11 protein-coding genes are annotated in these 13,111 nt (G+C 73.5%); 4 read left to right on the top strand and 7 right to left on the bottom strand.

The window, feature by feature from the left end; all coding sequences use genetic code 11:
* Nucleotides 1–108 precede the first annotated feature (108 nt).
* Both EDF18_RS00330 and EDF18_RS00335 read left to right on the top strand, forming a co-directional pair.
* The gene (locus EDF18_RS00330; RefSeq protein ID WP_123545404.1) at nt 109–975 is read left to right on the top strand and encodes an AraC family transcriptional regulator; all 867 of its coding nucleotides are present in this window, start codon (nt 109–111) and stop codon (nt 973–975) included.
* 178 nt (nt 976–1,153) lie between these two features.
* Nucleotides 1,154–4,585 carry a TM0106 family RecB-like putative nuclease gene (locus EDF18_RS00335; RefSeq protein WP_369878075.1) on the top strand — a complete coding sequence of 1,144 codons (3,432 nt, stop codon included), beginning with the start codon at nt 1,154–1,156 and terminating at the stop codon, nt 4,583–4,585.
* A 147-nt stretch (nt 4,586–4,732) separates the two neighbouring features.
* Here the strand turns inward: EDF18_RS00335 and vsr are convergent, their stop codons facing one another.
* The 3 genes from vsr to EDF18_RS00350 all read right to left on the bottom strand — a co-directional run bounded on the left by vsr (nt 4,733) and on the right by EDF18_RS00350 (nt 6,073).
* Entirely contained in the window at nt 4,733–5,116 is a 384-nt protein-coding gene (gene vsr, locus EDF18_RS00340; RefSeq protein WP_123545406.1) for a DNA mismatch endonuclease Vsr, read from the bottom strand.
* 109 nt (nt 5,117–5,225) lie between these two features.
* A complete protein-coding gene (locus EDF18_RS00345) occupies nt 5,226–5,525 on the bottom strand; it encodes a hypothetical protein (protein ID WP_123545408.1) in 300 nt (99 codons plus the stop codon).
* A 191-nt stretch (nt 5,526–5,716) separates the two neighbouring features.
* Nucleotides 5,717–6,073 (bottom strand): hypothetical protein, encoded by a 357-nt coding sequence (locus EDF18_RS00350; RefSeq protein WP_148050018.1) that lies wholly within the window; start codon nt 6,071–6,073, stop codon nt 5,717–5,719.
* Between the two features lie 200 nt (nt 6,074–6,273).
* Between EDF18_RS00350 and EDF18_RS00355 the strand changes: the two genes are divergently transcribed.
* The gene (locus tag EDF18_RS00355) at nt 6,274–6,627 is read left to right on the top strand and encodes a hypothetical protein (RefSeq protein WP_123545411.1); all 354 of its coding nucleotides are present in this window, start codon (nt 6,274–6,276) and stop codon (nt 6,625–6,627) included.
* 192 nt (nt 6,628–6,819) lie between these two features.
* Here EDF18_RS00355 and EDF18_RS00360 read toward each other — a convergent pair whose 3' ends face one another.
* From EDF18_RS00360 to EDF18_RS00370, 3 genes are all read right to left on the bottom strand, one after another.
* On the bottom strand, nt 6,820–8,601 hold the full coding sequence (locus EDF18_RS00360) for a DEAD/DEAH box helicase (protein ID WP_123545413.1): 1,782 nt from the start codon (nt 8,599–8,601) through the stop codon (nt 6,820–6,822).
* Nucleotides 8,602–8,681: 80 nt separating this feature from the next.
* Complete coding sequence (locus EDF18_RS00365; protein WP_233568916.1) at nt 8,682–10,529, bottom strand: threonine/serine exporter ThrE family protein; 1,848 nt, start codon at nt 10,527–10,529, stop codon at nt 8,682–8,684.
* 10 nt (nt 10,530–10,539) lie between these two features.
* Nucleotides 10,540–11,238, bottom strand: coding sequence for a T6SS immunity protein Tdi1 domain-containing protein (locus EDF18_RS00370; RefSeq protein ID WP_199732287.1), 699 nt, complete (start codon nt 11,236–11,238; stop codon nt 10,540–10,542).
* Nucleotides 11,239–11,360: 122 nt separating this feature from the next.
* Between EDF18_RS00370 and EDF18_RS00375 the strand changes: the two genes are divergently transcribed.
* Nucleotides 11,361–12,479, top strand: a complete 1,119-nt coding sequence (locus tag EDF18_RS00375; RefSeq protein WP_123545415.1) for an SDR family oxidoreductase — start codon at nt 11,361–11,363, stop codon at nt 12,477–12,479.
* Between the two features lie 151 nt (nt 12,480–12,630).
* Here the strand turns inward: EDF18_RS00375 and EDF18_RS00380 are convergent, their stop codons facing one another.
* Entirely contained in the window at nt 12,631–13,026 is a 396-nt protein-coding gene (locus tag EDF18_RS00380) for a hypothetical protein (RefSeq protein ID WP_123545417.1), read from the bottom strand.
* Nucleotides 13,027–13,111: the final 85 nt, after the last annotated feature.

Consider the following 13,111-nt stretch of genomic DNA (forward strand, 5'->3'; position numbering starts at 1 on the left):
ACTCGGCGGTGAGCATGAGGCCAGCGTACGGAGGCGGTCGACGCCTCCGGAACGACCGATCCTGCGGCATGCCTGGACGAAACCACGACGCGCGTCCATGATGGTGGGATGACCATCGAGGACGGCTTCCCCGGGCAGCGCCTGCTCGTCATGCCTCGCCCCCGCGTCCGGGCGGCCCTGGCACGGCCCGGCACGTCGCACCTCGTCGTGACCGACGCCGGGTACTTCCCCGAGGCCAGGGCACACGGCATGGCCCGGCCGGAAGGAGTGCCGCAGAGCGTCGTGCTCGTCTGCGTCCGCGGCGCCGGCTGGTGCGTCGTCGACGGCATCCGTCACGAGGTGGCCGCCGGCCAGGTCGTGGTGGTCCCGCCGGACGCGCCGCACGAGTACGGCTCGGGCGACGCGTCGCCCTGGACGTTGTGGTGGCTGCACCTCGACGGCCGCGACCTCGCGGAGTTCCTCCGGGTGGCGGGCCTCTCGTCGTCGGCTCCCGTGCGGCAGCTCTCGGACGTCTACCGCGTGGTCGCGCTCATCGAGGAGGTGGTGCAGGCGATGGAACGGGACCAGACGTTCGCCAGCGTGCTCGCCGCCTCCGGCGCCGCCTGGCACCTCATGGCGCTGCTCTGCTCGGAGCGGCGTGTCGGCAGCCCCCGCGAGTCGGCCGTGGAGCAGGCCCAGGAGTACCTGCGGCAGCACGTGACGGAACGCGTCTCCGTCGACGAGCTCGCCGCGCTGGCCCGGCTCAGCCCCTCGCACTTCGCCGCCCGCTTCAAGCAGGAGACGGGGTCGACGCCGCTCCGGTACCAGACGCAGCTCCGCATGGCGCGGGCCCGGGAGCTGCTCGACACGACCGACCTGCCCGTCGGGCTCGTGGCCGACCGGGTGGGCTACGTCGACCCGTTCTACTTCTCGCGGCAGTTCCGAGCAGTGCACGGGCTGACGCCTGTCGCGTACCGGGCCCAGCGCAAGGGCTGAAGCACCGGGTCGGCCTGCCGACGGGCGTGCGGGTCGGCGTCCCGCCCGGTCTGCTGGCCGGCCTGCTGCCGGGTCGTGTCGGAGGCGGCCGCTACGGTGTCGAGCACGCCCCGCGACGCTCGTCGCCCGGCCGGACCTGCACGAGGAGGCCCCCATCTACATCGCCGACGACACCGTGGTGACGAGCCCCACCGACCTCACGACCTGGGCCACGTGCGAGTGGGCGTTCCTCCGCCGGCTCGACGCGAAGCTGGGGCGGATCGACGCGGTGGTCGACGAGGCCGACGCGATGCTCGACCGCACGGCTCGGCTCGGCGACGACCACGAGGTGCGGTTCCTCGAGCAGCTGCGCGCGACGCACGACGTCGTCGAGTTCGAGCGGCCGTCCCGCGACGAGTACCCCGCGGCGGCGCGGGCGGCGGCCGACGCGATGCGGGCCGGTGCCGACGTGCTCTACCAGGCGACGTTCTTCGACGGGTCGTTCATCGGGTTCAGCGACTTCCTGGTGCGGAACGACGCCGGCGAGTACGAGGTGTACGACACGAAGCTGGCGCGGCACGCCAAGATCCCCGCCCTGCTGCAGCTCGCCGCCTACGCCGAGCAGATCGAGGCGCTCGGCATCCCGGTGGGCGCGCAGGTGCACCTCGTGCTCGGCGACGGGTCGCGGTCCACCCACGACCTCGCCGACATCGCACCGGTGTTCCGGGCTCAGCAGGCGCAGCTCCGGGCGGTGGTCGCCGAGCGGGTGCGCGCGACCGAGCCCCTGGCCTGGGGCGCCCCGGGCATCACCGCCTGTGGCCGCTGCTCGCAGTGCTCGGCGCAGGTCGAGCTGCACCGCGACCTCGTGCTCGTCGCCGGGCTGACGCTCTCGCAGCGCTCCCGGCTGAACGACGCCGGCGTGCACAGCATCGACGAACTGGCGGTCAGCACCGGCAGCGTGCCGGGAGTGGGCGGCGCCGCCCTCGCGCGCCTCCGGGGCCAGGCGCAGCTGCAGCTGGCGAGCGAGCACGGCCGACCCGAGGTGCGTCTCGTCGACGCCGGGGCGCTCGCCGCGATCCCGGCACCCGACCCCGGCGACGTCTTCTTCGACTTCGAGGGCGACCCGCTGTACACCGAGGGCGACAGCAGCGTGTGGGGCCTCGACTACCTCTTCGGCCTCGTCGACCAGGAGGCGCGGTTCACCGCGTTCTGGGCGCACGACTTCCGAGAAGAGCGACGTGCGCTCGTCGCGTTCCTCGCGTTCGTCCGCGAGCGACGCGCGGCGCACCCGGGCATGCACATCTACCACTACGCCTCCTACGAGCGGACGCACCTGCTCTCGCTCGCCGCCCGGCACGGCGTCGGCGAGGAGGAGGTCGACGACCTGCTGCGCGACGGCGTGCTCGTCGACCTCTACCCGATCGTGCGGAAGGCCCTGCTGGTCGGCTCGCGCAGCTACTCGATCAAGAAGCTCGAGCCGCTGTACATGGGCCCTGACCTGCGCGACGACGCAGGCGTCGTCAACGCGGCCGACAGCATCACGGCCTACGTCGAGGCGATCACCGCACTGCGCGCCGGCGACCCGTCCGGTCAGGCCCGGCTCGACCAGGTCGCCGACTACAACGAGTACGACTGCCGCTCGACCCTGCGGCTGCGCGACTGGCTGCTCGGCTTCGCCGCGACCACCGACGTCGAGGCCTCGGACGACCTGCTGCCGCTCGTCGACGACGAGCGGGTGAAGGCCGAGCCCGACCCCGTCTTCGTCGAGCTCGCCGCCCTGCTGGCCGACGTCGACCCGCTCGACCGCGACGCCGACCAGACGGCGCTGGCGCTCGCCGCGGCCGCGATCGACTACCACCGGCGCGAGGCCAAGACCTTCTGGCAGGAGCACTTCGACCGCCTCCGCGGCCCGGTCGACGAGTGGGGCGACACCCGCGACGTGTTCGTCGTCGAGCGTGCCGAGGTCGTCCGCGACTGGGAGAAGCTGCCGCGGGCCCGCACCCTCTCGCGCGACCTGCGCCTCGTCGGCTCGCTCGGGCCGGGCAGCCGTCTCAGCGCAGGCGGTCCGTCGCCGCACCTCGTCTACGACGCGCCGCTGCCGCCCACTGTCCGCGCCGCCGGGCCCGGCCTCCGCGGTGCGTCCGGTCGTGCCACGGTGCTCGACGTCGACGCGGACGGCGACAGCGTCGTCCTGCTCGTCAAGGAGTCGTTGGCGAGCGGCGGCGAGCCGCACCACCAGTTCCCGCTCGCGCTGACTCCCGCCGCGCCGCCTCGGGCGGCCCCGCAGCCCGAGGCCATCTCGGGGTGGGGCCGCGCCCTGCTCGACGAGCTGCCGGCGATGCGGCCGGACCCGGCGCTCGACCTGTTGCGCCGGATCCCGCCGCGCGGGGGAGTCGTGCCCGTCGTCGGTGACGACACCGTGGCGGCCGTGACCCGCACGCTGCTCGGTCTCGACCGCTCGTACCTCGCCGTGCAGGGGCCTCCCGGCACGGGCAAGACCTACGTCGGCTCGACCGTCGTCGCCCGCCTCGTGAGCGAGCACGGCTGGCGCGTCGGCGTCGTCGGGCAGTCGCACGCGGTCGTCGAGAACTTCCTCGAGGCGGTCGTCGCCAAGGGCGTCGACTCCTCGCGCGTCGTCAAGGTGCCCAAGAAGGGCACCGACGCCGAGACGCTGGAGGCGGCGGCCTGGACCCCGGTCAAGGACGGCGCCGCGGTGGCCGGCTTCCTCGCCGGGGCCGGCGAGACCGGCGGCGTCGTCGGCGGCACGGCGTGGACCTTCGCCAACGGCGACACGATCGCGCGCCGGTCGCTCGACCTGCTGGTGGTCGACGAGGCCGGGCAGTTCTCGCTGGCCCCGACCATCGCCTCCTCGGTGGCGGCCCAGCGCCTCCTGCTGCTCGGCGATCCGCAGCAGCTGCCGCAGGTCAGCCAGGGCTCTCACCCCGAGCCCGTGGACGAGTCGGCGCTCGGCTGGGTGGCCGACGGGCACGACGTGCTGCCCGCCGAGCTCGGGTACTTCCTGTCGCGGACGTTCCGGATGCACCCTGCGGTGACGGCGCCGGTGTCGCGGCTCTCGTACGCGGGGCAGCTCGAGTCGCGCGCTCCGTCCCGGCTGCTCGAGGGAGTCGAGCCGGGGCTGCACGTCGCGCCGGTCGTGCACGCGGGCGACACGACGTCGTCGGTCGACGAGGCCCAGCGGGTCGTCGAGCTCGTGCGCGACGTCGTCGGCCGCCGCTGGACCGACGAGCGCGGCAGCCGCTCGCTGACCGACGACGACGTGATCGTCGTCGCGCCCTACAACGCGCAGGGCGCGGTGATCCGCGAGCTGCTCGAAAGCGCGGGCTACGCCGGCACGACCGTGGGCACGGTCGACCTGTTCCAGGGCCGGGAGGCGGTCGTCGCCATCGTGTCGCTCGCCGCGTCGTCGGCGGCCGACATCCCACGGGGGCTCGACTTCCTGCTGATGCCGAACCGGCTGAACGTGGCGATCTCGCGCGCGAAGTGGGCGGCGTGGCTCGTGCACTCGCCGGCGTTGGCGTCGTCGATGCCGACCTCGATCGCCGGTCTCGGGCTGCTGTCGCGGTTCATCGAGCTCGTCGAGGGCAGCCAGCCGGGCCAGCAGCCGGGCTAGGCGACCCGAAGACGACAAGGCAACGCGGAACATCGCGTCGTCTTGTCGCTCTCACGTCGTCTTTCGCCTCGCGGCGGCTCGGGCGTGCTGCGCGGCGACGAGGACGGCCTCGACGGTCGCCAAGGCGACCCCGGCAGGGTCGTGCTCTTAGACACGCACCACGCGCCAGCCCGCCCGCGTCAGCTCGGCGTCGTGACGGGCGTCGCGCTGCCGGTTGGCGAGCAGCTTCGCGTGCCAGTACGTCGCGTTGGACCGGGGGAGGTGGGTGTGCGCCGGGCAGAAGTGCCAGAAGCAGCCGTCCACGAAGACCGCCACCCGGAGACGCGGGAACAGCAGATCGGGTCGGCCCCGGCTCACGCCCCGCACCGGTCGGTCGACGAAGTAGCGCCAGCCGCGGGCGTGGAGGGCTCTTCGCAGCAGCCACTCGGGCCTCGTGTCGCGACGACGGATGCGGCTCATCCGGAGACGGGTCGCCGCGTCCGAGTCGAACTCGTTTGCCGTGGGTCGCCTGGGGTGCGACGAGGAGGGCATGGATGACGACGCTAGGGCGAGGAGGCGTCCGACCCCACTCGGGCGGCGTCGCCTGTGGACGCTCGACGGCTGCGTCGCTCGGAGGAGGAACGGCAGGCCAGAACCGGCCTCAGGGGCCGCCGAGCAGGACGCCGACCAGCCAGATGGCCGGCAGCACGAGCACGACCACGGCCACGTCGACGACCAGCAGGGCGACGTCGACGGCCTCGTGCTCCGACGGCTCGCTCGAGGGGAGCACCGTCGTCACCGCAGCGACGGCTCCGACCGCACCCGCCGTCGGGACCGTTACCGCCAGCGCCGTCGCGGCGGCGATCGGCCCCGGCTCGGCCCACGGCACGCTCACGAGCAGGATCGCTGCGGTGACGCCCACGAGTCCGCCGAGCACGGCCACGACACGGGCGACGCGCACACGACCACGCCTCGCCGGAGACGGCGACGGCGACGGCGAAGGCGAAGGCGACGGCGGGGGCGACGGGGAGTCCATGCCGCGCAACGATACAGACCGGTGGGACCATGCGACACCCGGCCGCGCGAGTCTCAGCCCCGGGGCTGAGACGGCCGGCCAGAGCGCCGTCGAGGCGTCGGGCCGTGTCGCGAGCCTCAGTCCTGCGGCTTGGTCGCCACCACGAAGAACAGCACCCCGGAGACGACCACCGTCAGCACCGCGACCGCCAGCAGCGCCGACGACACCCCCGACACGAACGAGGCGCCGCCCGACGCCGACGTCACGAGCCGGCCGATGAGCAGTGCCGCGGTCGCGAGGCCCGAGCCGAGCAGGGCGACGCGAGCCAGGTCGTGCAGGCGACGGGCGTCGTCCGCCGTGGCGCGCCTCCTCTGCCTGGGCACGAAGAGCACGACGGCCAGCACGGCCACGGCCAGCGGCACCACGGCTCCGAGCGTCAGGGCGAGCTGGACGATGCCGAACAGGGCGGGCACGCCCTCGGGCTGGGTGTTCACGGCGGTCCTCACGGGATCGGGGCGGGGCAGGCAGGCAGGCAGGCACGACGAGCGTCGCGTGACCATCTTGCCTGGTCGTCTCCCGCACCTGCTGACCGGGGCCGAGGAGGCGCGGGTCGCGCTCCTGGGCTCGCTCACGGCTGGACGGCAGGGGTCGCCCAGACGACGCCGCTAGGGTCGCTGCGACGAGAGGGGGTCGTGTGTTCGACGCCACCGGCCTCATGGGCCTGCTGCTGATGATCGTGGGAGTCCTGCTCCTCGCGGTCGCGTTGCCGCTGATCGGATCGTTCCTCCTCGACGGGCTGATCCAGATCGTGCGCGGCGACGGCCTCCGGGTCTTCGGGCTCGCCGCCGTGCTGTCGCTCGTCACGGCCCTCGTCGGGGTCGCACTGCTCGTCGGCGCCCGGCAGGTCACCGACGACATGGTGTCGCTGGGCATGCTCGAGAACGGGCTCAGCGGGCTCCTGTCGGTGCTCGTGCCCGGGATGGTCGTGCTCGCCGTGATCCAGTTCGTGCGGCGCCAGGTGCGCGCACGTCGCCGGCGCGCCGCGTAGCTCCCGGCATGCGTCGCCGCTTCCCACGATCGCGCTCCGCTCCGGCCCGTGCCCGCCCGCGCCGCGGCCTCTCCGCTCGTCGACGTGGAGAAGAAATACGCGCAAAGGGACAAGGCACCCGCGGGCCCGCAGGTGTCTTGTCCCTTTACGCGTATTCAGCACCGCAGCCGCAGCCGCGCCCGCGGCCGGAGGCTAGTAGCGGGGCTTGCGGTCGCGGTCGCCGTCGCGACGGGGCGCGCCGCCGCTACGACGGTCGGGCTTGATCTCGATCAGCGTGCCGCTGATGCGGGTGTCGGCCAGGCGGTCGAGCATGTCGCGGCTGATGTCCGAGGCGAGCTCGACGATCGAGAAGTCGGGACGGATCTGGATCGCTCCGAAGTCGTCCCGGCTGAGGCCGCCTTCGTTGGCGAGCGCGCCGACGATCTGACGGGGCTCGACGCGCTGACGACGGCCGACCTCGATGCGGTAGGCGGTCATCGGCTTCGAGGTGCGGGGGCCGCGCTCGGCACGGTCGCCGCGGTCGGAGCGCCCGCCGCGGTCGTCGCGCGAGCCGGAGGCCGAGCCGCGGTCGTCGCGGGCCGGACGGTCGTCGCGCCGGGCCGGGCGCTCGTCGGCTGGGTCGAGCAGCAGGGGCGTCTCGCCCTGAGCCACGACGGCGAGGGCGGCGGCGACGTCGGCCTCGGGCACGTCGTGGTGCTCGACGTAGTGGCCGATGATGTCGCGGAACGCGCTGATCCTCGCTTCCTGGTTCAGCGCCTCCGTGATCTGGTCGTCGAAGCGCGCGAGGCGCGTGACGTTGACGTCTTCGAGAGTCGGCAGCTGCATCTGCGTGAGCGGCTGGCGGGTCGCCTTCTCGATGGCGCCGAGGAGGCGACGCTCACGGGGGGTGACGAAGCTGATCGCCGCGCCGCTGCGGCCGGCACGGCCCGTGCGGCCGATGCGGTGCACGTACGACTCGGTGTCGATCGGCAGGTCGTAGTTGACGACGTGCGTGATGCGGTCGACGTCGAGGCCGCGGGCGGCGACGTCGGTCGCGACGAGGATGTCGAGCTTGCCGCTCTTGAGCTGGCCGACCGTGCGCTCGCGCTGAGCCTGGGCCACGTCGCCGCTGATCGCGGCGGCCGTGTAGCCGCGGGCCCGCAGCTTCTCGGCGAGGGTCTCGGTCTCGCTCTTCGTGCGGACGAAGATGATCATGCCCTCGAAGGCCTCGACCTCGAGGATGCGCGTCAGGGCGTCGACCTTCTGCGGATACGAGACCATCAGGTAGCGCTGGCTCGTGTTGACCGAGGTGGTGGTCTTGGCCTTGACCGTGATCTCTTCGGCGTCGTTGAGGTACTGCTTCGAGATGCGACGGATCTGGGGCGGCATCGTCGCGGAGAAGAGCGCGACCTGCTTGTCGTCGGGGGTGTCGGCGAGGATCGTCTCGACGTCCTCCGCGAAGCCCATCTTGAGCATCTCGTCGGCCTCGTCGAGCACGAGGTACTTGAGCTCGCTCAGGTCGAGGGTGCCCTTGGCCAGGTGGTCCATGATGCGGCCGGGCGTGCCGACGACGACGTGGACGCCGCGGCGCAGCGCGCTCAGCTGGACGCCGTAGGCCTGGCCGCCGTAGACGGGCAGCACGTGGACGCCGCGCATGCCGCTGGCGAACTGCTCGAACGCCTCGCAGACCTGCAGGGCCAGCTCGCGCGTCGGCGAGAGGACGAGGGCCTGCGGCTTCTTGGCCGAGACGTCGAGGCGGGACAGGATCGGCAGCGCGAACGCCGCCGTCTTGCCGGTGCCGGTCTGGGCCAGGCCGACGACGTCGCGTCCGCCGAGCAGGGTGGGGATGGTGGCCGCCTGGATGGCGGAGGGGGTCTCGTAGCCGATCTCCTTGATCGCCTTGAGCACCTGGTCGCTCAGACCCAGGTCCGAGAACGTCGGACCGATCTCGGGTGCATCGGCGTCGATCGTGTCGTTCTCGGTGGTGTCGCTCATCCTGCAAGGGTAGAGGACTGCGGGTGCTCCCACGGCCGCTCGGCGCGGGCGGGTCGTCGAGACGTGCCCGGCGAGGCAGCTCAGGCGCCGCCGGTCGAGCCTCCCGGGCCCCCTGCGGCTGCCGAGCCCGTCGTCCCGCCGCTGCTCCCCGGCGCCGGCGTCTGCGGGCCGACGATGCTGATCGGCGAGGTGTCGAGCCGCTCGGACTGCACCACGACGCGCTTCACCCTGCGCCGCAGCGAGCGCCGCGCGCCGGGGGTGGCCAGCAGGCTGCCGAGCACCAGGCCGGCGCCGATGGCGAGCGTCGTCGAGACGGAGCCGACCACGTCGAGCGCTGCTCCGCCCGTGCCCGCCATGACGTTCAGCAAGGCCGAGGCGACGGCGAGCGACGGCAGGAGCGAGCCGCAGAAGGCGGGCACGGCGATGGCGGTCGCCGAGACGCGCAGGCGCGCCGCGATGACGGTGCTGAGCGCCCCGAGCAGGGTGGCCACCAGGAACGTCGCGCCGAGCAGGGGCACCTCGAGCTGCTTCAGGCACCACAGGGTGACGGTGCCGACGAGCGCGACGCCGATCGCGACCGGCACGACGCGGGCGTTGGCCCCCTGTGTGACGGCCGTCGCCGACGCGGCGAAGAAGGTCGTGACGAGGAGGAGCCAGATCGGCAGGGTCCGGAGCGTGATGTCGGTCGGGTCGACCTCGATCGACAGGCCGGAGGTGAGGGCCAGCCCGCCGGGGATGCCCACGGCGATCCCCGCCACGATCAAGGCGATGATCAGCGCCCGGGACAACGCCATCGCGCGGAAGCCCGAGATGGCGTCCTGCGCCCAGGTGACGATCGTCACGTGGGGCAGGATCAGCACCACCACGGCGGCCACCATCGCGGCGGCGCTGCCGGCGCCGACCGCGCCCGCCCCGATCGCGAGCGACCCCACGGCGGCGACGCTCGCCGACTGCAGGGCGACGATGAAGAAGTTCGGGATGCCCTTGCGGGTGAGCCAGCGCCCGAGGACCATCGCGCCGACCATCAGGACGAAGGCGCCCGCCGCGCCGGCGAGCGAGCCGCCGGCCTGCAGGGAGACGGAGACGCCGAACAGGCCCATGGCCGCGTCCGTGATCCAGGTCGGCCAGCGCGGGGGAGAGCGCAGCACCGTGACCAGCCCCTCGACGGCGCTCGTCATGTCGCGCTCGTCGTGCAGCAGCTCGTCGACGATCTGGTAGACGAGCGAGAGCCGGTGCAGGTCGCTGCCCTCGGCCGCGACGACGCGCATCTTCACGAGGGGCGGGCCCTCGACGGGCGTGTACTGCACCGTGATCGCGGTGCCCGTGATGTCGAGCTCGAGCGGGGCCAGGTTCCACTTCGTGCCGACCGCGACGATCGCGACCTCGACGGTGCGGACGTCGGCGCCCGAGGCGAGCATCACCTCGCCGAGGTCGAGGCAGAAGTCGACGATCTGACGGGGCGAGTAGAGGTCGCCGAGATGGCCGTGGGCGGGCGTCGTGCCCTCGTAGATCGTGCCGCGCAGGCGGGCGCGGACGTCGCGCATCTCCTGCGCGTCGACCCGACGGCGGCGGACGCGTGCCGGCCGCGGGGCCGAGGGCGCCTTGGGCGCACCCCGCCCCGACGCCTTGGCCGGGGCCTTCGGCGGCGTCCGGTAGGTGGGGATCCAGGGAGCCGCGGGGTCCCGGGTGGTCCCCGGCACCTCCTGGTGCGCGCCGGCACCGGCGGCGCTGCCGCCTGTCCTGTCGGTCGCGGCGCTCGGGGCGCCGCCGGGAGCAGCCCCGTCGGCCTCAGGTCCTGCCTCGGGAGCAGCAGGTCGCCTCGGCGGCGGGTCGTACGCCCGTGGGCCGTCGGCGAAGCCGGGTGTGCCCTCCCGGGTCGGCGTCCCGTCGCGGTCGGCAGGTCGGTCGGAGGCGGGGCGTTCGGACATCGGGACGAGTCTAGGCAGGCGCACCCGGCGAGTCGCTGCGACCGTCGCCGACCGGCGCGTCCCCCGAGAACTCGGCCTCCGCCTCCTGCGCCCGCTGCCGGGCGAACATCTGCGGGACGATCCTGAGGAACGTCCAGACGTCGCCTCGGTCGTAGCTGTCGGGCGACTCGTCGCCGCCGAGGAACGGGTACGGCACGGGCACGTACACCTGGTCGGGGCCGAGGGGGCCCGTACGGCGGGCGACCTCGTCGAGGTGGGGGCGGCGCAGGACGAACTCGTCGAAGCCCTCGTCGGACAGGACCATGGCGTCGAAGTGCTCGAGGGAGTCGAAGCGGCCGTAGTCCTTGAACGCGTCTCGGAAGGGGTGCAGCACACCGAAGGTGCCCTCGCGCCGGTCGTGGAGGAACACGTGCCCCAGGTGCGAGTAGCCGACGACGTCGGTGTACGAGCGGTGCAGCCCCTCCCAGCCGGGCAGGTCGCCGACAGGACGGGGCGACGGGAGGAGGTGGTAGCCGGGCGAGCCGGCAGCGGGCTCGGGGGCAGTGGGCCCGGCCGCGCGCTCGGGGGTCCCGGGCCCGGAGGCGGGCTCGGCAGCGGGCGCGGCCTCCGGCTGGAGCGCCGGCCCGGCGGGGGTGCTGGCAGGCGCGCTCTCGGGTGCGACCGCGGTGTCCTGGGGGCTCGTCGTCGAGCGCCGGAACGGGTTCCTCATTCGCGTGAGCTTAGGGGGACCGCGCGCGCCCGTCGAGAGCTGACGAGAACTCAGGAGGTGGTCCGCCCGAGCTCAGGCCAGACCTGCGGGAATGCACGGCCGCCGACCCGGTTGCACCACGGATGAGCTCTGCCGACACCACTTCCCCTGACCCCTCGACCACTTCCTCGGCCGCCCCGCGCACCGCGCTCGTCGTCGGCGCGAGCGGCATCACCGGCACCGCGCTGGTCGAGCGCCTCACGGCGGACGGCTGGGACGTCCTCGCGCTGTCGCGCCGCGCCTCCTCGGCCCCCGGCGTCCGCGGCATCGCCGCCGACCTGCGCAGCGCCGACAGCCTGCAGGAGGCGCTGGCCGGCGAACGCCCCACCCACGTCTTCTTCACGGCCTGGTCGCGCCAGGAGACCGAGGCCGAGAACATCGCGGTCAACGCGGGCATGGTCCGCGACCTGCTCGCCGCCCTGGCGCACGCGCCCGTGCAGCATGTCGCGCTGGTCACCGGCCTCAAGCACTACCTCGGCCCGTTCGAGGCGTACGCCGCGGGCGAGATGCCCGACACGCCGTTCCACGAGGAGGAGCCCCGCCTCGACACCCCGAACTTCTACTACGCGCAGGAGGACGAGCTGTTCGCCGCCGCCGAGCGCCAGGGCTTCACCTGGTCAGTGCACCGCTCGCACACCGTGATCGGCTACGCCGTCGGCAACGCGATGAACATGGGCCTCACGATCGCCGCTGCTGCCGCTCTGAGCCGTGAGCACGGGCTGCCGTTCGTGTTCCCGGGCAGCGAGACGCAGTGGAACTCGCTCACCGACATGACCGACGCCGGCCTGCTCGCCGACCACATGGTCTGGGCGTCGACCGACCCTGCCGGCGCGGACGAGCCGTTCAACGTCGTCAACGGCGACGTGTTCCGCTGGCGCTGGATGTGGCCCCGCCTCGCCGCGCACCTCGGCGTGGACCCGGCGCTGGTCTCCGGGCCGTCGGGCGCGCCGCAGCCGCTCGAGGTGCAGATGGCCGGCCGCGAGGAGGACTGGGCGGCGCTCGCCGCAGGTCACGGTCTCGCCGAGCCGGACCTCGCGCGCGTCGCGTCGTGGTGGCACACCGACGCCGACCTCGGTCGCGAGATGGAGGTCGTCACCGACATGGGCAAGAGCCGCGAGGCCGGGTTCGTCGGGTTCCGCCGCACGGAGCGCGCCTTCACCGAGCTCTTCGACCGGTACCGCGCGGCACGCCTGGTGCCGTAGGGCGGGTGCGCCTCCCGCGCGCTGAACATCGCGCACATGCCGACCGCTGGTGCTGCAATACCTGCACTTCCACCTGTTGCTGCGCCGCTCGACGGCTGACAGTCGGCATTTGCGGAAGACGGGGCTGAGCCGAGGAGGCGCGGGTCGCGAGCTAGGGGAGGCGCGTGTCGTCCGCCGGGCCGTCAGACGCGTCGTCGAGGCGGGGGGCGCCCTCCGCGAGGGGCACGTCGTCCGCGTGGGCGAGGATCGACTGCGCCGTGGCGCCGAGCACCACGGTGGCGTCGACGCCGCGTGCCTCGGCCAGGGCCGCACTGAGGCCGGCCGCGAGGCTGCCGCCGGCTGCTCCGAGGGTCGAGACGACCGCCTCCTGCTTCTCGGTCAGCGGGTCGCCCGCCTGCTCAGCGACCACCTCGCGCAGGTTGTCGTCGCTGGCGTCGAGCGCCTCGTCGTCGCCCTGGGAGATGGCCGCCGCCTGCGACACGATCGCGAGCGCGAGCTCCGCGGCGTCGCGCTCGGGCGTGCGGTCGGTCGGTGTCGTCTCGTCCATGCGGCGACCGTACGCCGCGCTCGCGAGTGATCGTCAGGCATCTCGGAGGCAGTGCCCTCCCGTGCGACTGAGCAGTGCGCCGTTC

Source organism: Frigoribacterium sp. PhB107, from assembly GCF_003751515.1.
GTDB lineage: Bacteria > Actinomycetota > Actinomycetes > Actinomycetales > Microbacteriaceae > Frigoribacterium.

Coding starts and splice junctions, on each gene's coding strand:
- EDF18_RS00330 (WP_123545404.1), top strand. CDS start 109: ATGACCATCGAGGACGGCTTCCCCGGGCAGCGCCTGCTCGTCATGCCT.
- vsr (WP_123545406.1), bottom strand. CDS start 5,116: ATGCCCTCCTCGTCGCACCCCAGGCGACCCACGGCAAACGAGTTCGAC.
- EDF18_RS00360 (WP_123545413.1), bottom strand. CDS start 8,601: ATGAGCGACACCACCGAGAACGACACGATCGACGCCGATGCACCCGAG.
- EDF18_RS00365 (WP_233568916.1), bottom strand. CDS start 10,529: ATGTCCGAACGCCCCGCCTCCGACCGACCTGCCGACCGCGACGGGACG.
- EDF18_RS00370 (WP_199732287.1), bottom strand. CDS start 11,238: ATGAGGAACCCGTTCCGGCGCTCGACGACGAGCCCCCAGGACACCGCG.
- EDF18_RS00375 (WP_123545415.1), top strand. CDS start 11,361: ATGAGCTCTGCCGACACCACTTCCCCTGACCCCTCGACCACTTCCTCG.
- EDF18_RS00380 (WP_123545417.1), bottom strand. CDS start 13,026: ATGGACGAGACGACACCGACCGACCGCACGCCCGAGCGCGACGCCGCG.